Source organism: Methanobrevibacter sp., assembly GCF_045539575.1.
Taxonomy (GTDB): Archaea; Methanobacteriota; Methanobacteria; order Methanobacteriales; family Methanobacteriaceae; genus Methanocatella.
This window is the reverse complement of sequence record NZ_JAZQFM010000014.1, coordinates 31,308-51,267: the sequence shown is the minus strand read 5'-3', so window position 1 is coordinate 51,267 and position 19,960 is coordinate 31,308. Positions and strand designations below refer to the sequence as shown.

Sequence of the window (19,960 nt, the reverse complement as noted above, 5' to 3'; positions counted from 1 at the left end):
ACCAGAAATACAATTTTTCATTTTTTACAAATGATATTATACTATATCTAATGTAATAGCATATAAACTCATACCAAGAGCAAATGAAGAGTATTCACTCGAAAGAAAATTATAATAAAAATGTACACCTAAAGCCAAGATGAACAAAAAAAATAGAAATAAGCAATATTGAAACAAATAAACACTTAAAAAAAAGGTATTTACAACAGTATACCCAAACTTGCGATTCATCCTCGACTTAAGAAGTCGAGGTATTCTCGCATTTTTAAGATAAAGGTCAACATATTCAACGTCACAGCCAACTGACTCAGCACCACTCTGTGCGGATTTCATAATCTGAGCACAGATTCCCTTTCTTTTAGGATCCGCATTGATTACGACTGTTTTAATTTAGATAGCTCCGCACCAATCTCAAATGCCTTTTCCAGGTCTTTTGGAAACTGCAAAATCCATTGCTTTTCTTTCATCTCCTGTGAAAATCCGGCCATGTTGAACTTGGAGTAGTCGCTGACCTGAATTGTATCGCAGACCGGGTAAGTAACAATTTCACCATGCAAAAATGAGAAAAGATACTCGGTTGTTGAAAGGCTGTCCTTCATTGCCTGTTCATAAAACTCCAATGGAGCATTCATGGTGTAGAATATTCCGACATTGACCTTGCCTGTAAAGTAGCTTGAACCGTCATCATATGACATTATGCAGAATATCAGCCTCTCTATGAGTGCCCTGAATTCACTTGTAGGCTGGCCGAAGTATATCGGTGAGCCTATCAAAAGGCAATCCGCATCCAAAATCTTTTCAATGACAGGAGTCAGGTCATCTCTCCAGTAGCATTTACCTTTTGTCTTTTCCTTAAGCTTGCATGCAAGACAGCTCCTGCATCCCTTGAAAACAAGATCATACAAATTGAAGTATTCGGTCTCGGCACCTACTGATTCCGCTCCTTTCTGGGCTGACTGCATTATCTCAGCGGTGTTCCATGTTTTTCTTGGACTTGCATTGATTACGATTGTTTTCATTTTGAAAGCTCCGCACCAATCTTAAATGCATTTTCCAAATCAATCGGGAAATGTTGTTTTTTGTATGCCTTTTTAGCATCCCCGTCAAAGGCGCCCATTGCATATTTGGAATAGTCCTTAACCTGAACTGTATTTAATACAGGATAAATCCTCACTTCACCGTTGAGCATGTTGAAGACGCCCGCTGAAGATTCCAGATCATTTTTCATCATGTTTTCATAATACTCTTTGTTAGCATTCATGGTGTAAAAAAGACCCACATTCAGTTTGCGTTCATAATATGAACCGAAACCGTCATATGAAAGAACACAGAATATCAGCCTTTCAAGCAATGCCCTGTAATGGCTTGTCGGCTCGCCGAAATATATTGGTGAGCCTATCAAAAGGCAGTCCGCATCAAGGATTCTTTCGATTATTAGAGACAGTTCATCCTTCCAGTAGCATTTGCATCTCTCTTGGTCAGCCTTTTTACAAATCAGACAGCTCATGCATCCGTGTAAATCCAATTTATATAAATCAATGTATTCTACTTCTGCCCCTACTGATTCCGCACCCTTTGCAGCTTCCTTCATGATTTGTGCAGTGCAGAATCTTCTTCTTGGACTTGCATTTATTACAATAGTTTTCATTAAAATCCCCATATAACTAATTTAATTAATTATATTTGAATTAATGATTAAAAAAAGTATTTGTCAAAATGAATTATTAAAAAATAAAAAAAGAAATAAGTGAAAATCAATCCACTTATTTAACTGTAATTTTTGGCTTTTTGCTAACTGCTTTATATTTTGAGTTACCTGCAAATTTGACTAATGCTGTGAATTTGCCTTTTTTGGTCAGTTTGGTAATCTTGAAGGTAGCCTGACCTTTTGAATTGGTTGTTGCCTTGTAAGTCTTACCGTTGACCTTGATGGTAACTTTCACATTTTTCATTGCAGCTTTCTTATCTGTTTTTAAAGTAACAGTGTATTTTTTGGTTTTTGTTGTGCGTTTGAAAGATTTTGCACTAGCTGTTAATTTAGGTGTTGCCTTGTTTACAACAACTTTTACAGATCCTGTTGATTTGGCATAGTTATCGTCACCTGCAAATGTTATTGTTGCAGTGTATGCGTTTTTAACGGCTAAAGTTTTTGGAACTGCAATTGAAACCTGTCCTTTTGCGTTAGTGGTCTTGGTATATACCACATTGTTTAGTTTAACGCTGACCTTTTGATTAGCCAAGACATTGCCGTTGACATCCTTTAAAGTTACAACAATGTTTTTGCTTGTTCCATATGTAGTTGTCACCTTAGAAGCGCTGAGTTTAGTAGCCAATTTGCCAACAGTGATGTTAACTCTTTTAGTCACAGCAGAGTGACTTTCATCAGGAACTGTGGTAACTTCTAAAACGTAACTGCCCGCATCCAAACCTGCCACGGTGATTACACCATCATTAACAGTAACAACAGCACCAGACTGGTTAATTACTTTGACATTTATATCGCTTGCCCCTGTAAATGAAACATTTGTGGAGCCTGATTCACCATAAGTGAAAGCAATATCATTAGTTAAAGCAAGTGTGGATTTGATTTTGTTGACTGTTACTTTTGCAGTTTTTGTAATTTCATTGTGATTTTCATCAGGAATTGTAGTGACAGTCAAAGTGTATTCACCAACATCCAAATTAGAAACAGTGATGACATTTCCTTCAACATTGACAACGGCAGCATCATCATCAACACTGGCATCAAAAGAGTCTGCACCAGCCAATACAACATTAGAAACACCACTGTCACCATAATCAAATACAACATCTGAAACACTGACTGAAGAATCAGCCTTATTTACTTTAAATGCTGCAGTCTTTTCATCTGCATTGAAGTATTTATCACCGGCAAATGAAACAGTTACTGCGTAATTACCTGCATTTAATCCAGAAATTGTGTAGGTTCCTTTACCCTCAACAATTTCAACATCACTACCATCAACAGTAACCTTACCAGTTACACCTGCGTTAATGATAATGTTAACAGTTGCTGATTCACCGAAAATAATATCTTCAACAGAAACTTCCAAATCAGGACTTTCCTTAGCTTTAACAACCACAATAACATTTTTAGAAGCACTTAAATACTTGTCATCACCAGCATAATTAACCTCAACAGTCAAATCACCAGCAACCAAGTTTTCAATGGTAGCAACAGCCTTACCATCAACCAAAGCAACACTCACACCATTAACAACAACACTACCAGTTGCACCAGGAACTTCAACAGTCACATCCAAATCACTGCCCTCAACAGCCTCACCAACAGTCACTTCAACAGAAGGAGTTAATTTTAAAACTTTAAATGAAGCAGTCATTTCTTCAGCATTGAAATATTTATCACCATCAAATGAAACAGTAACAGTGTAATTACCGGCATTCAAACCAGAAATTGTATAGGTTCCTTTACCATCAGCAATTTCAACCTCATTACCATCAACAGTAACCTTACCAGTTACATCTGCATTAATGACGATGTTAACAATTGCAGATTCGCCGAAAATAATGTCTTCAACAGAAACAGTCAAATCAGGACTTTCTTTAGCTTTGACAACCACAGTAACATTTTTAGAAGCACTTAAATACTTGTCATCACCAGCATAATTAACCTCAACTGTCAAATCACCAGCAACCAAGTTTTCAATGGTAGCAACAGCCTTACCATCAACCAAAGCAACACTCACACCATTAACAACAACACTACCAGTTGCATCAGGAACTTCAACAGTCACATCCAAATCACTGCCCTCAACAGCCTCACCAACAGTCACTTCAACAGAAGGAGTTAATTTTGATACTTTAAAGGAAGTGGTGTTTAATACAGAGTTATAGTTAATATTTCCCGCATAAATTGCAACTGCCTCATAATCACCGGCTTTTAAATCTGAAATATCCAGACTGGCTTTACCGTCTGTAAGAGATGCGGTGTAGTTATTGCCTGCTAAGCTAACTAAAACAACATCATTGATTGCTTTTCCCATTTCAATGTTTAAAACAGCAGTCTGGCCAACTTCAATATCTGCAACACTGAGTGTTAAAGGAACATCAACTTTATTGACACTGAATGTTTTATTAACTTCACCGGCATGATATAAGTCTGTTTTCTCGGATATTGCTATTACAGTGTAAGTTCCTGCATTTAAATTAGGAATCTGAAGAATGCCAACACCATCAACTATATTTATAGTGTATGTTTTCCCATCAACGCTAACAGTGACAGGACTTGCCAGTGATCTGATTGTTATTTCAATTATTTCTTCAAATTCATATTCATCTTTAGACAATTCTACTGTCAATTCAGGATCAACTGGTTCATAAACATCTTCAAAGTTCACTACCACATCTTTACTGATAATTTCATTTTCACTGGTTAATTTATACTGAGGCATTATTTTGCCAGTTTCCTCATCAATTTCAGTTTCATTGTCAGGCAATTGAGTTATTTTAATTGTATAGTTACCTGATGTGGAAATTCCCAAATCATCTAAACTGAAAGAAACACCACGTGGAGAATAATCAACTAGCTGGCTATGTAATTCAAGTGATTCAACACAATTATCATTTACATAAACTTTAAAATAACCTCCTCCCAAATCATTGTGGGCCCAATGCCAATTACCATCAAAGCAGAAAATGTTTACAGCTTCCTTATCACTGCTGTTTAAAACATCACCCGCTATGTTAAAATCGAACAGATAATTCAAATCTGAAATAGTATTTATTTTATAGAAAACATCACCAATTAAAATGCGCTTAAATGATGAGGAGATACTTTTTCCATTAAATCCGTAACTTAAATTGAAAGTTATATTTTGATTTTCATGCTGACGAATAATATTTTTAATTTCATCATTTAGTTCAATGTAGTAAATTTTACCTGAAAACTCCTCATCTGACACTTCTTCAAAGTCAAAATCATCTAATGAATAGGTTATAGTTTCATCTCCCCAATCAACTGCAACATTTACTCCAACAGCACTTGAAGAACTTGGAATATTTATTTCAATAAATTTATCTGTGGTGAAAGTAATCATACCCTCTTCAGTTTCACCGCTGGTTAAATTTCCGTAGAAAATACGAATGTCGAGAGCATCCAATAATCTGAATGATGAATTGCCATTAAATATTACATTGTATGTTGAACTAGCATCAATCCATTTAAATCCGTCTTCAATCTTATAAACACCTATCCAGATTTTATCCCCATCATCCGATCCATTAAAGAAATCAACATCTTTAGGAGTAATCTCATATTTATAATACCCTTCAAGTTCCTCATCACCTTCAACAGGAACTATATTTTCGAAATCTGTCAAATTCTTATCGAAGAAAAATTTTTTGCTGCTGAATACAGCTACATGATATTCTTCACCATTTTGAGCGTAAACAGTTATTAAACTTTCATCGCCATCTCCTGAAGTAGGATAATCTTTTGAAGTGTCCACAAAAATACTTACTATAGGTCCATCTTCTTCATCATCACCTTCATCATCACCATTATTTTCCCAGAATTTTACAGAACCGCCGTCATCATAATACTCTATATTATATGCACGATTATCTATCCTATCATCCTCATCATTCCAAAATCCGATTTCAAAGTATCTTTCTTCAAGAACTTCAGTTAATTTTTCATCGAAATCGCTCAAACTAATGAAATAAACAGTGAATCCTTCATTTTCCTCATCAGCTTCCTGATTTGTTATTTCAGATAATGATTTTTCAAAGAAGATATTCCATTCATCTTTCTCTTCATCATATGTGTAAATCCTGATAAATCCCTGAAGCTCATCAGAAACGGAAATGAAAGCAAAAGTCTCTTCTAAATCATTATTTAAATCAAATTCCTTCTGATCACCATCAAGGACATTGATGATTACACCATCTTCAGCATCATCATCACCTTCATCGCTGTTTTCATCTATGAATTTAATATATGATTCAGTAATTTCAATTGTTCTTGAACAGGCATAATCATCAACCTTATCTCCATTTTCATCAAAGTAAATGAAATTTACTCTATCTCCGTCATTGACATTTGTTAAATCCAAATCCTTCAAAAATATATGGGATTTCAGATTTCCGTTTTCATCTATATGCCAATCACCTTCACCGACAGCCCGAACAATAAGACTATAAATTTCCACATCATCATCTGTAAAGATATCCAGATGCCCATCTTCAGTATTAGGAGGTAAAATTATTCCTCCAATAATTGCATTTTCATCATAATCTTCACTTTCACTGTCAGTGATGATTTCATCATTGTCAGTTACATAAAGAAAATAAGGATTGTCCCCCTCATCATCATTATCCTCAAAATTAGTAGAATTTTCATCACTCAATACATCATTTACATCATTTTCTAAAGACAGCTGATCATCTGCTGCCTCCACACTTATAGCCAAGTCATCTGAGACAATATCTTCAGATGCACTGACTGCACCCAATGTTAAAATAGCCAGTAGCACAAGGACCACTAGCATTATCTTTTTGTATTTCATAAATTAACAACCCATTTTAGTCTTAAAAGAATTTCTTAAAAATTCTCCCATTACCCGATTTAGCTAAATCTCTTGTGAAATAAAAGCAATTAATTTAAAAACTACTTTTTAATCAAAAGACATGTAAATATATATGAAAGCTTTAATATTTAAATTTACATATTAAATCCAGTATTTTTCCTAAATAAGAATCAAATTCCGTTAAAAATATTTTATAATAAAATTAAGTATTAAATCTAATTTTAAAGAAGAATTGTGGAAAAAAGTTTTAAAAAAATTTAAAAATCGAACCAATTTTTTAGCAACACCAACAATTTTTCAATTAATCTTTTGAACCCCCATCAAAAATCAAAGCTGAAAAAATGAATACTTTATATAAAAATTAACACATATATAAGTATAAAAAAAATATTGCAAGAGTAAACATGTTAGCAAGAAATTTTGATTTTTTAAAGCATAAATACTGAGAACTGTTACTTCCAACATTACTTATGCTACTTTCGGATAAAATATACTTTATCATAGATGTTGCACTCATAGGTTTCTTCATACCTGATTCAACATTGCTTGCTGCAATAAATCTTGCCAGCCCTTTTATCTATTTTACTGGTGTTTTATACACATTATTTGGTGTAGGTGGGAGCTTATTGGCGCTCAGGGCAAAATCAGACCAGGATGATGAAAAGGCAAACTATTACTTTAGCGCTTCAATTAGAGGAGTGCTCATAGCAAATATCCTTTATATAATAGTTAGTCTAATTCTTGGAGACAATTTAATTATGGCCCTTTATGGTCCTCCACTAACAATTTATAAAGTATTTTTAGTGTATTTCAACATTCTTGTCTTTTATTTCCCATTTAACTGTTATATATTGACTCTTGGTTACTTCGTGCGTTCAGACGGCTATCCTAAAATGCCTTTCATAGCATTGCTGATTGCAAATATTACAAACCTGGTTACAAGCATTATTTTAATGGGAGTCTTTAATTTGGGTGTTGAAGGTTCATCACTGGGTAGCGTTATAGGTTATGGCCTCGGGGCAGTTTATATTTCAAGATATTTCCGCAAGGAAGACCGTTCATTCCACTGGGTCCACAAAATTAAAATAAAAGAGATATATAAAACCGTTTATGATTTCATAATGAACACTCCTGAAATTATTTCAAGAATTTTCATAACATTAAAAGTCATTTTTTTACACAGTCCTATGTTCAGAATTTTTAGGCACCGTAGGTTTAATGGCATATCTTGTCTATGACAACAGTGAACAGTGGTATATATGTTTTTATCAGCAATTGCAAAGGTCATGAGCCCAATCGTTACTGTATTTTATAAGGAAAAGGATTATGAGGCAGTTGCATACATTATTAAAAAGTCCCTAAAGCAGGTCCTCCTCATTTCAATACCAATAAGCATTCTCTTTGCAGTGTATCCTGAAATTTTTGTATTTATTTTTACCATTGATGATCCTGGAGAACTTGAGGCAATCTGTTCGGCACTTCGTATCACCTCTGTCGGCCTTATCGGAAGAAGTTTATCCATGCTGCTTTCAAACTATGCCCAAGCAATAGAAGAAAACAGGCTTGCATCAGTAATGAACCTATTGGAGGAATTCATAATGGCATTTACCGGAGGATACATATTAACATCAATGTTTGGAGGTGTGGGAATCTGGTATGCGCTTGTATTGGCTGATATTGTGCCTTTAGTATTATATGTATCATTTTCATGGATTTATAAGAAGAATAATCAAGATAGAATCAATTCAATTCTGCTACTTAACGAAACAAATGCCGCTTCATGGACCTATATCCGAGGCCATGACGACCCTGAAGATTACTTCAATGAAGAAAACATGAAATTCATGAAGAAAATGGAGAATCTGCTCAAGGAAAAATCGCCGAAAGCCATGGAAACACTTGAAAAATCAGCGATAATATCTTAAAAGATGAAGAGATTGAAAGTGTCGATGTAACAGTCACATACCTCGAAAATGTGATAACCATTACCCTAACCTATGAAGGAAAATTAATTAATCCGATTAATGAGGAAAACAACGATGAGTTAGGTGCAATAGACGGTAATGCAGAATACAGTCCGATTTTAGGATATAACCGAGCATACATCAATGTGTCGGCTTAAAAAAATTTAAAAAAAAGATATTGTGGAGATATTGCATCTCCTAGATAAATCTACTCTTTTTTAGCTTCAATGACAGTTTTTCCGTTCATGTAAGGGACTAACACTTCAGGAACTTTAACGCTGCCGTCAGGCTGTTGATAGTTTTCCAAAATACAGCACATTGTCCTTTCTGTTGCAATAGCTGTACTGTTAAGAGTGTGTAGGATTTGAGCATCTCCAGAACCTGCTCTTCCGAAACGAGTTTTTGTCTTACGTGCCTGATAGTCTTTACAGTTGGTACATGATACCAGTTCACGGAATGCACCGGAACCTGGGAACCATGCCTCAAGGTCATATTTAATAGCAGCATTGTCATTTAAGGCAGATGATACGATAGCTATTACCTGATAAGGAAGGCCCAGTTTCTGATAGATTCTTTCAGTGACTTCCATAAGATGGTCATGCTGGTTTCTGGAATCTTCAGGTGTTGAGTAGATGAACTGTTCGATTTTCTCGAACTGGTGAACCCTGAATATACCTAAAGTGTCTTTTCCGTGTGAACCTGCCTCTTTTCTGAAACAGGTTGAAAGTGCACAGTATCTTAAAGGCAATTCGTCAGGTGAGATGATTTCATCCCTGTGAAGTGCAGCCAATGTTTGCTCTGCGGTTGCAATAAGGTACATGTCCTCACCATCCACTTTGTATAGTGTTTCTTCAAACTCACCAAGCTCGGATGTTTCCGCTGCAACCTCTCCTTTAACAAAGAACGGTGTCTGCATTGGAATGTATCCTTCAGCTTCAAGTTCAGAGAGAGCAAACTGAATCAATGCCAAATTCAAATGCAATATGTCACGTTTTAAGTAATAAAAACGTGCTCCTGCAATGCTTGCTGCTGTTTCAAGGTCAGCACCATCGATTTTATTGATTAAGTCAACGTGATTTAAAAGCTCAAAATCATATTCAGGAATTTCACCGTAGGTTCTCACAACTACATTGTCGTCTTCAGTGTCTGAAATAGGAACATCTTCATCAATGATGTTTCCGACCTTGTATCTGTAGTCATCCCTGAGTTTTAAATATTCAGCATTTTTTGCAGTCAATTCCTTGATTTCTGCAGCAACTTCTTTTGATCTTTTAACGACTTCTTCGAAATTGCCTTCCTCTTTTGCTTTTTTGAATGATTTTGATAACTTGTTTTTCTCAGATCTTAAGGAATTTAGTTTCCTTTCACCTTCTCTCCATAAGGTGTCATATTCTATTACTTTTTCTACGTTTTCTGTGTCTCTAAATCTTTTCTTTTCAGAGTCTATGATAATTTCTGGATTTTCTCTGAATAATTTTATATCTAACAATATTTTGTCCCCTAAAATATTTTATTCAATATAAAATATGATTCTTCTATTTTTTAAAGTTAATGTTAAAATTGAAAAGATTTAGCCTAAATAATAGGGATTTTAAAAAAATAGTTGTTTAGGGTCCACACCGAAACCCAAATAGTTGATTTATAATTACAATAAGTTTTCCTTGAAACTTTCTTTTAAGTCATTTTTAAGCTTTTCTGAGTAGTTTTCACTCTCAAGAGTTACCATGGCAATTTCATATAAAACCTTGTTTAATGATTTGCCCTTTTCAGTCAATTTGTATTTTACGTTCTTCTTGTCAAATTTGTCAACAATTTTATGGATTAAACCGTTTTTCTCCATATCCTTTAAGCAGTCGCTTAACACCTTATTTGAAAGATCAGGTTTTCCTTCCAAAAATTCATGAAATCTTGATTTGCCATAAAACAAATCCCGAATTATCTGAATAACCCATTTTTTTCTTATTAATGTTACAACCAATTCAATAGGACATGATTTAATATGTTTATTTATTTCCATAAGAGTGACCTCCTAAAAATCAGTCGGTTATAATAACTTGTTTTTATTACATATAAATGTTTCGTTTTTTTCAAGTTACCAAACAGTTACGAAAATCTTTTATATATCATTAATCCAAGTCTGTATTGAAAGTTACTCCCATGTGGCTTTCAAAATCCAAGAGATGGCAAAAATTTATAGAATAAACGATTGGAATGAAAATGAAAAGTTTTCCCTTCAAAAAATTGAACAGAATGTTATTCGAAACAATGCGAACAAAAATAATGTTCAGACCTGCTGTTGAAATGCACTGAAAGCAGAAGTGAACCAAAAAATGTGTTGATACAAGCTAACTCATGACCCCACATGAGTTATGTTAGGATATCCACGTATCGATACAACCCGGAAGCAAAAATTCACTCCAAAAACACAAAAGCGATTTAACATCGAACCCATATTAAGTCACAGGAATTCATCGGATTTCCAAAAAAAAGAATTTTTTGAGACGGCATTAAGCTGTCACCATTCTCCGAATCCCCTAAATCCAAACAATCCTAAAATATGGTTAAAATCAAAAAATTCTAGCCATCTCCAATTTAAAAAAAATGGTTTTGAAGTAGGTGTCGTGCAACAACTACAACAATTTTTCTTCCCATTCTTTTACTTTAAAACCAACCAGAACAGTATCATCATCAACGACGATTGGTCTTTTGACAAGCATGCCGTCAGTTGCAAGCAAGTCCAATTGCTCGTCTTCAGACATTTCAGGAAGCTTATCCTTCAATTTCAGTTCCCTGTATTTCATACCGCTTGTATTGAAAAATCTTTTAAGAGGCAGACCAGATATTTCCCACCATTTGCGCAATTCTTCAGCAGCAGGATTGTCTTCTACGATGTGCTTTGATTCATATTCTATATTGTGCTCATCTAACCAGTTTTTAGCCTTGCGGCAAGTTGAACATTTCGGATATTGTACGAATAACATATTAACACCTATTATGCAGTAACCAATTCAGTCTCCATAGATGGAATATTATTTAAATTGCTAGCAATACAATTAACATTAAACACTTGATTTCGATTGTGAACTAAAACATTCAATTCTACATTTAATTTAATAGACTCTTCATCAATTAATGATTGAATACTAATTTTAACAAGATTCTTAAAGTAACTTTTATCTAAATGAAACACTTTAGATGCATTTAAAAATTCAAATGCCACAGGTTTTCCATTAGTGTCCAAATCAAGTATCACATCATTATCTAATTCAAGTGAAACTTCATAATCATAGGAATCAACACAATGAATAAATAATGAATCGTTTTGATAATCATAATCATACACAACATTATTTTTGTTCATGATCCCACCCTCTTACTTCTATCAGTCAAAATTACTGTAACAAAATTCACAATTCTATTATCATTTATCCCAATCACCAATGATATATCTTTTGATGGCTTTCTATCATGTTCAAAATATAATCTGAATTTATTGTAATCTTGTTTAATTATACCCATCAAAGGATTATATAAAAATGTTTTGAATATTAATCCAAAATCTCCAATTCTTTGAACATTACGTACATCAAAATGCCTAGTATCAGGATTAAAAGACTCATCACAATTATTGATTATTTCAATTGCTTCTTCGATACTATAATCTCTCATATTCCACCCCATTACTATGAACATCTCCAGCTTAAAGAAATCAAATAATTCTTGCTCAATAATGTTAAATCTTCAAACAAAAAAATCACATCATTGATTTCATTTTGAAAAATTGCTCTTATTTAGTAAAATTGATTTAAAAACTATGTAAACAAGCAATTTTTTAATTAAATTACTGTATTAATTTTATTACATATAAAACTATTGTTAATTTCTTTAACATTAATTATAAAGCCAATGAATATTATAAAATAAAATCAATAATGATATTATAATATTTCAACCAGTTCATTAATGTCATCAATTATTTTGGAAGGATAATCATTCTGCAAGTCTTCTTTTTTGGCATAGCCCCACTTAACAAGTATGCAATCGATTCCTGCATTTTGAGCCGTCATGATGTCAGTGATGGAATCTCCAATATAAACTGCCTCATCATCATCGACATTTGCCTTTTCAATAATCCTCTTTGCACCGTAAGGATCAGGTTTTGAGGGGTTGCCGTAACTGTGGCCTTCAATTGCAATAAAATCAATGTCTGAGAAATATTTTCCCACCAGTTCCTCCAAAGAATAGGTCAGTCTGTTTGAATTAACTGCAAGTAAAATATTATTGTCCTGCAATTTCTTCAAGACTTCATGGGCATTTTCAAACGGAACTGTCAGTTCCTTTTTTGATGGATTATATAATTCTAAATAGGATTCCTTTACCTTTTCTACGTTTTCGGGAGATGAGTTTTCACCTAAAACCAGTGAGGTAATCTCATCAATATTTCCACCCAAACACGGAATCAGCTCTTCCCTTGTCAATGTCGAAAAACCGTAAAATTCCAATGTTTTGTTAAAACATATCAATACATCATGTATTGAATCGAATAGAGTCCCATCAAAATCAAAAATTGCAAGCTTTTTCATGTTTTAATTTATGTCATTCAATAATTAATATTTATATCTAAAAATCAATACTATTAATTAGGTGATAATATGCTTTTGAACAGAAAAAACATATTGATTTTTTTGATATTGGTTGGCGCACTGGCCATTGTCGGAGGAGTTTATGCTCAGGACATCCATGACAGCGGCGCTTTAAAGACATCAAATATCGTTAAAAAAGTTACAAAAAACAAAGTTAAAACAGTTACCGTTAAAATCAATAACTTCAAGCCTGGCGTTTTATGGGGACCTAAGGCTACCAAACTCAAGAACGGCGATGCAATTGCAGGCTATGTTACATATACAGGAAACTCACAGTTTGATAAGGGAACCGGTGTAAGCGCATGGTACATAGGAAACGGTATCAATGGAGATATCGTGCCCCATCACACAAAACTCGTTAAAGTGAAATTCTACTTCAAAAACAACAAGGACTCTAAAAAGATCAAAACAAAAACAGTAACCGGTAACGGGGGACACATCAGAACCAACCTGATTAGCGGATATACACCTTACAAGGCTTTGGTTTACTATAAAACTTACTGAGTTAATTTAATTAACTCTCTTCTTTTTTATTTCAGCTTTGAAAATTATATTTCACTTTATGAATAAAAAATTTAGGCATACCTAAATATTTATATATGATAAAAATATAATAATAGATTAAGTGAACTAATAAAAACCGGAGGTAAAAATATGATTATTGGTATCGAAAACCTAAAAAAACAAAAAGAAGAAGACGAGTCAGAATAATGTTAAAAAACAATTAACATTATTCATATCATTTAAAACACCACTTTATTAAACTAATCTGAAACCACTTTAAACAACAATTTTTTCAATGTTTCGACTTCATCATCAGTGAAATTTGATGTGACATTTTCTTCCCATGTGGAAACAATATTAATCAGCTCATCTGTTTTTTCAATTCCTTTAGAGGTAAGCTCAACTATTTTTATGCGCCTGTTTGATGGATTCTCATGCCTTTCAATGTATCCTGCATCCTCAAATTTTCTTAAAATCTTTGCAGTGTAGCCTTCACTTACCTTGAACAGCTCAACCAATTCCTTTTGAGTAGTGTTTTCGCTGAATCTGATTCTTAACAAAAACGGAACCTCACTTCTAGTAATTTCAGACTCGTCAAATACCTCCCTTATGTATTGCCCATAGTTTGCAATCATTTCCTCAACATAATGATAAATGAAAATGTTTTGAGCGTTTTCCTTTTTAAATTGACTTGGTAATGCCATACTTATCCCCTATATATTATATCTGTTTGTCCTTAAAAATATTAATGCCAAATCCACAATCATTACAACAATAGCTGCAAGCATCACGTATTGAACACCCATTCCCAAAACAACCGCTCCTGCAATGGTGGTTCCTAAAGTGACACCAACATTTCCCATACTCAGGAATATTCCATTTGCAAATTCAGGTGCTTCAGGTGCGGCTGACACCATCCAATACTGAGCAATATCATTACCTATTCCTGCAAGCAATCCCCATACAATCATTAAAGCGACCACTGGGATTTTAAGACCACTAACAACAAATATGGCCACCATCAATATTGAGAATATCACCGGAAATGTCAAAACTGTAAGTTTTGTTTTTGTGTTTAGCAGTTTCGCTCCAAGCCAGTTTCCAACAATTGAAGCAACACCATATATGAAAAGCACTATGCTCAATTCTGTTCCAAAGATGTTTGTCAATGCATTTAAAAACTCGGAAATGTATGAATATGCAGTATACATTCCACCATTGAGAAAAATCACACCTAAAACTGAGACTATGAAAACCCCTGTTGTTGCAACCTTTACCTGGCCTCCATATGACTGTTCCTTTCCAGGAAGGGATGGGAAGAATATTACTGTTGCAATCAAGGCAATGAATGTTACCAGACTGAACCAAAGCATTGCGAATTGGTATCCGAAGTTGGATGCTACAAATGTTGTAATCGGAACTCCAACAATCATACCTGCAGAAACTCCCATTATAACCTTACTGACTGCATCCTGTGCCCTTTCCGGCTCAACAATCTCTGCAGCTACAGTTAATGCAAGGCCACAATAGATCGGATGGAAAATTGCAGGAATAATTCTGCAGATTAAAGCAATGTTGAAATCAGTCACGAATGCACCGACTGTTGAAAATACGGTAAAGACTGCCAATACCAGTATGAAACTCTTTTTTCTGTCAAATCTTGAAAACACAAGAGCATGAATATTCCGCAAATTGCTATTGTCAGTGCGAATAAGCTTACAAACAAACCTGCCTGGGTTATGTCCACGTTGAAATACTGTGCAATTTGAGGCAAAATGCCTACTACTCCCATTTCAGTACTTAAAACCCCAAAAGTACCAAGCATCATAATATAAATTATCAAATTTTCATTTTTCATTAGTATCACACAAACACTTTCATAAGATAACTCTTTTATTAGGAAAGATTTATATATACTAATATCATACTAATAGTATATAAAACTGTACATTGCGTGATAAAATGAAAAACTTTAAGTTAAACGACGGTAATGAAATTCCTGCAATAGGATTTGGAACATTTGAAATTCCAGCAGACGGAACAACATATAAAACTGTTAAAAAAGCATTGGACTTTGGAATAAGACACATTGACACCGCTGCAGCATACTTCAACGAACAGGAAGTTGGAAATGCGGTAAAAGACAGTGAAGTGGATCGTGAAGACATATGGATTACATCTAAAATGTGGCTGCAGGATTATGCTTATGAGGATGCAAAAAAAGCTATTGACACTTCTTTGGAAAAGCTTCAAACAGATTACATGGACTTATATCTTCTCCATCAACCTTACGGAAAAGTGGATGAAGCATGGAGGGCACTTGAAGAGGCAAAAGATGAAGGCAAAATCAAATCAATCGGTGTAAGCAACATGACCCCTAAAATCTGGATGAAATGGGTTCCCGATTTCGACACTATCCCAAGTGTCAATCAGGTTGAATTCAACCCATACTTCCAACAAAATGAACTTAAAGAAATTTTGGCTAAGGATAATGTTAAAATCCAGGCCTGGGGACCATTGGGAAGGGGAAACAATTCCCTTTTAACTGATGATGTAATTGTAGGGCTTGCCAGAAAGTACAACAAGGATGCAGGCCAAATCATTTTAAGGTTTGAAAATCAGGAAGGAATCATAGTATTTCCAAAATCTACAAAAGACGAACGCATCAAATCAAACATGGATATCTTTGACTTTGAATTAACAGAAGATGAAATTTTACAAATCAGAGCATTGGATACCGGTAAAGGATCACATGACCCTGACGCTCCCGGTGTCGGTGAGATGTTGTTGAATGCATTTGACGTTCATGCAAACGATTAGTTAAATTTTAACTAATTTATCTTTTTTTCCTTTTTTGTATCCAAAATCAGTTTTATAAGTGAAACCACACCAATCAAGGCAGTTATGCTTTCGATAGCTGCTGATGAGAAATCAAGAATCGCCAAAAAGTAGACAATATAGATTCCGCTGTTTACAATGAAACTTGTTTTAATTGGCTTGATAGTCTTTAGATAGTAATTGCATAATGTAATCTGAATTATTGCAATTATAGGCAATAATCCGACAAAGCCTAAAGTGTTTACCGCAACACCCAAAATAACTGAAAGTATTATAAAAAATACTGTCCATTTCATGGTCAGCCTATCATAATAAACCATGAGATTTCTTGAAGCGGCAATGGCCATGGTAACGACACCAGTCCATGAAAAGAAAAAAACTGATGATATCATTAAGATAAAAGCATTTAAGAACTGGTAAAAATAGGCTTTCTTCTCATCATTGACCCACATGCTCAGAATTATGAAAATTCCCGCAATCAATGATATGATGTTACCAATGACTAAATTTATTGCCCAATCCATATTAGAATATTTTACACTTCATGTTAAAAATTATTTTCGAAGAGCAAAAATACAGACCGGCAGAGCCAATAGAGTTATTGCTGAAGATATCAAATAAACAGGCGCATAACCGTTTGCTGCAAATATTCCTAAAAGTGCTGGTCCAAAACCCATTGTAGCATCACAGAATATGAAAAATGTTGAAACGGCATAAGACCTGCGGTTTTCAGATACGTTTCTAGTGACGATTGTTGTGCATGCTGAGTTCAGTGTTCCAAATCCTAAAGCTGCGCACACTGCACAGATTATGACTGTTAATGTTGATGGATAAACAGCTATTAAAAAGAGTCCAATTGCCTGTGCAACAATTCCGGTGATGCATACTATCATATCACCACCCCTGTCCTGAATTTTACCTGCAATCGGTCTTGATATGATTAAAACAACACAGTATATTATGAAAAACCATGAAAATGCGCTTGTCAAGTTAATCTCTGCTGCATAAAGCCTATTAAATGATAATATTGAAATGTATCCCAGACTTGTAAGAGCTGTAAAAAGTGAAACAGGTATCGCACTGACTTCAAATACCTTGTCAATCCCAAAAGAAGATTCACTATCTTTAGGATTATTTCCAGGATCATGTGCGGAAACATCAACAAAATAAATAGAAATCAAGGCTAAAGCTGAAAATATGCTTGCCAAAAGAAAACATCCGTTGGAACCTGTAAAATCATATGCAAATCCTCCAATGAAAGGTCCAAGACCTACCGCTAATGTGGTTCCAAGCATGAAATATCCGAATGCCTCTCCGAAACGTTTTTTAGGAAGCACATCAGAAGCTATTGTCACAATTGCATTTGCAGAAGCTCCAAAACCTATTCCATGAATAAATCTGACAATGATAAGCAGAGTCACATCACTGACGAGAAAATACAAAAGACATGAGATGAAATGGATGCTCATGAAAATAAGTGCAGTCTTTTTCCAACCGATTCTTTCAAGCGCATTTCCGGAATATATTCTGGAACACAGTCCGCCAAAAATATAAATTCCAGAAACAAGCCCTGCAATCATGGCCGAGGAGCCCATTGCAGTGGCATACTCAGTTACGGTAGACATCAGCACATACATCACAAGAGCCGTAAACAGTAAAGCTCCAAAAACTAGAAAAAATGATTTTGTAAATATCCTGTCTTCGTCTACCCCAGCATTCATTAATTAAAAATAGTTAAAACAAATTTAAAATATTTTCGTTTTGAATTTTATAAAAAAATAAAAAAAATAAAATGATTTTTTAATTAAAAATCACTTTAACATCCTTTTAATCACTGACATCATAATCGTCAATCATCACATAATTGAACTCAGGATGTTTTGCTTTAATTTCAGTTAAAATTTTCTCTTTTACTGATTCACGGTCCGCATCAAAGTCAACGATGATATCAAAGGTGATTAGATTCTCCTCTTCATAAACAATGAAACCGTGTATCTCCAAGACTTCCGGATATTTTGAAGCAATGTGGTACAAATCATCACGGACATCACTGAATGTGTCATTGTGCGCATAAATTCCAACAGTCAAGATAATTGAGAACTCCTTGAATATTTTAGCGGAAATGCTTCTTGACAGCTTTTGAATATCCAGTGCAGTTAGGGAGTCATCAATTTCAACATGAACGGATCCCTGCATATCTTCAGGGCCGTAATTATGCAAGCTCAAATCATATGCACCGTAAACACCAGGGACTTCAAGAATGGAATTCTTGATCTTGCGGGACAATTCAGAGTCAACCCTTGCACCAATCATGCTGTCCAATGTTTCCCTCAACATGTCAATACTTGCCTTAATAATGACAATTGAAATAATGACCCCAAGAATTCCCTCAAGGGAAATATTGAAAAATATTGAAATTATAGCTGCAACCAAAGTGGAAAGTGATAAAATTGCATCGAAGAATGCGTCACTTCCTGAAGCAACAAGAGCCTGGGAGTTAATGTCTTCACCAACCTTCTTTACATATTGGCCCAAAACAAATTTGACAACGACTGCAACTGCAATAATTACAAGAGAAACAGTCGTATAATTTGTAACGTCAGGTGTGAATATCTTTGGCCATGACTCCATGAATGCGGTGACACCTGCCCACAACACAATTGCCGCAATGATTACAGATGAAAAATATTCAATACGGCCATATCCGTATGGATGGTCCTTATCCGGAGCCTTGCCTGCTAGTTTAGTTCCTATAATTGTAATAATGGATGATAATGCATCAGTTAAATTGTTAACTGCATCCAAGGTAATTGCAATGGAATTGGTAACAATACCAACAACAGCCTTAAATGCAACCAGTATAAGGTTAACAACAATACCAATTATACTTGTCTTTACGATTTTATCCTGTCGTGACATAATTATTTATTTTGACTTTTTATTAATTTAAATTTAATTGCCATCGTCAAAAGAAATCCCTTCCAATTTAAGCAATTTAATTTTTCTATCAATTCCGCCAGCATAACCGGTTAATTTCCCGTCAGCGCCCAAAACCCTGTGGCAGGGTATTAAAATTGAAATCGGATTGTGGCCTACAGCACCGCCCACAGCCTGGGCAGACATTGTAGGAGAGATTCTTGAAGCAATCTCACCATACGTTAATGTTTCACCGTAGTCAATCCCTGATAAAATCTTCCAGACCTTAATTCTAAAATCAGTCCCTTTAGGATTCAATTTGAAATTGATTTTCGGATTTTCACCGTTGAAGTAATCGTCAAACCAATTCTTTACCTCTTTAAAAATAGTCAAGTCATCTTTGAATTCAAGATTTAATGACGGAAAGTGTTTCTGGGCGTAAAACCAAACACCGCAAATAGCTTCACCGTCACTTACAATCAGCATTTTACCCAATGGAGAATCATAATCTGTTGAAAAATACATT

General features: G+C 34.6%; 21 protein-coding genes. 5 read left to right on the top strand and 16 right to left on the bottom strand.

Going from position 1 to position 19,960, the window contains the following annotated elements; all coding sequences use genetic code 11:
- Nucleotides 1–374: 374 nt before the first annotated feature.
- The 3 genes from ACKI30_RS01865 to ACKI30_RS01855 form a co-directional block, all read right to left on the bottom strand.
- Nucleotides 375–1,019 (bottom strand): flavodoxin family protein, encoded by a 645-nt coding sequence (locus ACKI30_RS01865; RefSeq protein WP_407409400.1) that lies wholly within the window; start codon nt 1,017–1,019, stop codon nt 375–377.
- Entirely contained in the window at nt 1,016–1,648 is a 633-nt protein-coding gene (locus ACKI30_RS01860; protein WP_407409398.1) for a flavodoxin family protein, read from the bottom strand. Before ACKI30_RS01860 ends, ACKI30_RS01865 begins: the two co-directional genes overlap by 4 nt.
- Nucleotides 1,649–1,763: 115 nt before the next feature.
- Nucleotides 1,764–6,548 carry a hypothetical protein gene (locus ACKI30_RS01855; RefSeq protein WP_407409396.1) on the bottom strand — a complete coding sequence of 1,595 codons (4,785 nt, stop codon included), beginning with the start codon at nt 6,546–6,548 and terminating at the stop codon, nt 1,764–1,766.
- A 491-nt stretch (nt 6,549–7,039) separates the two neighbouring features.
- Here ACKI30_RS01855 and ACKI30_RS01850 point away from each other — a divergent pair, with 491 nt between their 5' ends.
- From ACKI30_RS01850 to ACKI30_RS01840, 3 genes are read left to right on the top strand one after another with little or no spacing between them, the layout of a single operon-like run.
- Complete coding sequence (locus ACKI30_RS01850; RefSeq protein ID WP_407409394.1) at nt 7,040–7,807, top strand: MATE family efflux transporter; 768 nt, start codon at nt 7,040–7,042, stop codon at nt 7,805–7,807.
- 21 nt (nt 7,808–7,828) lie between these two features.
- Nucleotides 7,829–8,494 (top strand): MATE family efflux transporter, encoded by a 666-nt coding sequence (locus ACKI30_RS01845; protein ID WP_407409392.1) that lies wholly within the window; start codon nt 7,829–7,831, stop codon nt 8,492–8,494.
- Nucleotides 8,495–8,544: 50 nt separating this feature from the next.
- On the top strand, nt 8,545–8,691 hold the full coding sequence (locus ACKI30_RS01840; RefSeq protein WP_407409390.1) for a hypothetical protein: 147 nt from the start codon (nt 8,545–8,547) through the stop codon (nt 8,689–8,691).
- Between the two features lie 50 nt (nt 8,692–8,741).
- Here the strand turns inward: ACKI30_RS01840 and serS are convergent, their stop codons facing one another.
- From serS to ACKI30_RS01810, 6 genes are all read right to left on the bottom strand, one after another.
- Complete coding sequence (gene serS / locus ACKI30_RS01835; protein WP_292742310.1) at nt 8,742–10,022, bottom strand: serine--tRNA ligase; 1,281 nt, start codon at nt 10,020–10,022, stop codon at nt 8,742–8,744.
- 156 nt (nt 10,023–10,178) lie between these two features.
- Entirely contained in the window at nt 10,179–10,550 is a 372-nt protein-coding gene (locus ACKI30_RS01830) for a helix-turn-helix domain-containing protein (protein ID WP_292742309.1), read from the bottom strand.
- A 613-nt stretch (nt 10,551–11,163) separates the two neighbouring features.
- Nucleotides 11,164–11,514 (bottom strand): arsenate reductase family protein, encoded by a 351-nt coding sequence (locus tag ACKI30_RS01825; RefSeq protein WP_407409387.1) that lies wholly within the window; start codon nt 11,512–11,514, stop codon nt 11,164–11,166.
- Between the two features lie 11 nt (nt 11,515–11,525).
- Nucleotides 11,526–11,894, bottom strand: a complete 369-nt coding sequence (locus ACKI30_RS01820; RefSeq protein WP_407409385.1) for a DUF2283 domain-containing protein — start codon at nt 11,892–11,894, stop codon at nt 11,526–11,528.
- Nucleotides 11,891–12,202, bottom strand: coding sequence for a hypothetical protein (locus ACKI30_RS01815; protein WP_407409383.1), 312 nt, complete (start codon nt 12,200–12,202; stop codon nt 11,891–11,893). The genes ACKI30_RS01820 and ACKI30_RS01815 overlap by 4 nt, the downstream gene beginning before the upstream one ends.
- Nucleotides 12,203–12,471: 269 nt before the next feature.
- Complete coding sequence (locus ACKI30_RS01810) at nt 12,472–13,116, bottom strand: HAD family hydrolase (protein WP_407409381.1); 645 nt, start codon at nt 13,114–13,116, stop codon at nt 12,472–12,474.
- A gap of 69 nt (nt 13,117–13,185) precedes the next feature.
- Here ACKI30_RS01810 and ACKI30_RS01805 point away from each other — a divergent pair, with 69 nt between their 5' ends.
- Nucleotides 13,186–13,680, top strand: coding sequence for a hypothetical protein (locus ACKI30_RS01805; RefSeq protein ID WP_407409379.1), 495 nt, complete (start codon nt 13,186–13,188; stop codon nt 13,678–13,680).
- Nucleotides 13,681–13,940: 260 nt separating this feature from the next.
- On the opposite strand, the gene ACKI30_RS01800 is transcribed toward ACKI30_RS01805, so the two are convergent.
- The 3 genes from ACKI30_RS01800 to ACKI30_RS01790 are packed head-to-tail and all read right to left on the bottom strand — an operon-like array spanning nt 13,941 to nt 15,538.
- Entirely contained in the window at nt 13,941–14,384 is a 444-nt protein-coding gene (locus tag ACKI30_RS01800) for a MarR family winged helix-turn-helix transcriptional regulator (protein WP_407409377.1), read from the bottom strand.
- A 9-nt stretch (nt 14,385–14,393) separates the two neighbouring features.
- Entirely contained in the window at nt 14,394–15,308 is a 915-nt protein-coding gene (locus ACKI30_RS01795; protein WP_407409376.1) for an MFS transporter, read from the bottom strand.
- Nucleotides 15,266–15,538, bottom strand: coding sequence for a hypothetical protein (locus ACKI30_RS01790; RefSeq protein ID WP_407409374.1), 273 nt, complete (start codon nt 15,536–15,538; stop codon nt 15,266–15,268). The genes ACKI30_RS01795 and ACKI30_RS01790 overlap by 43 nt, the downstream gene beginning before the upstream one ends.
- 104 nt (nt 15,539–15,642) lie before the next feature.
- Here ACKI30_RS01790 and ACKI30_RS01785 point away from each other — a divergent pair, with 104 nt between their 5' ends.
- Nucleotides 15,643–16,500 (top strand): aldo/keto reductase, encoded by an 858-nt coding sequence (locus tag ACKI30_RS01785; protein ID WP_407409372.1) that lies wholly within the window; start codon nt 15,643–15,645, stop codon nt 16,498–16,500.
- Between the two features lie 11 nt (nt 16,501–16,511).
- Here ACKI30_RS01785 and ACKI30_RS01780 read toward each other — a convergent pair whose 3' ends face one another.
- From ACKI30_RS01780 to ACKI30_RS01765, 4 genes are all read right to left on the bottom strand, one after another.
- Nucleotides 16,512–17,042: a YgjV family protein gene (locus ACKI30_RS01780; protein WP_407409371.1), complete on the bottom strand. Its 531-nt coding sequence runs from the start codon at nt 17,040–17,042 to the stop codon at nt 16,512–16,514.
- A gap of 30 nt (nt 17,043–17,072) precedes the next feature.
- Complete coding sequence (locus ACKI30_RS01775) at nt 17,073–18,239, bottom strand: MFS transporter (protein WP_407409369.1); 1,167 nt, start codon at nt 18,237–18,239, stop codon at nt 17,073–17,075.
- A 106-nt stretch (nt 18,240–18,345) separates the two neighbouring features.
- A complete protein-coding gene (locus tag ACKI30_RS01770; RefSeq protein WP_407409367.1) occupies nt 18,346–19,437 on the bottom strand; it encodes a cation diffusion facilitator family transporter in 1,092 nt (363 codons plus the stop codon).
- A 33-nt stretch (nt 19,438–19,470) separates the two neighbouring features.
- Nucleotides 19,471–19,959 (bottom strand): methylated-DNA--[protein]-cysteine S-methyltransferase, encoded by a 489-nt coding sequence (locus ACKI30_RS01765; protein WP_407409365.1) that lies wholly within the window; start codon nt 19,957–19,959, stop codon nt 19,471–19,473.
- Nucleotide 19,960 lies beyond the last annotated feature (1 nt).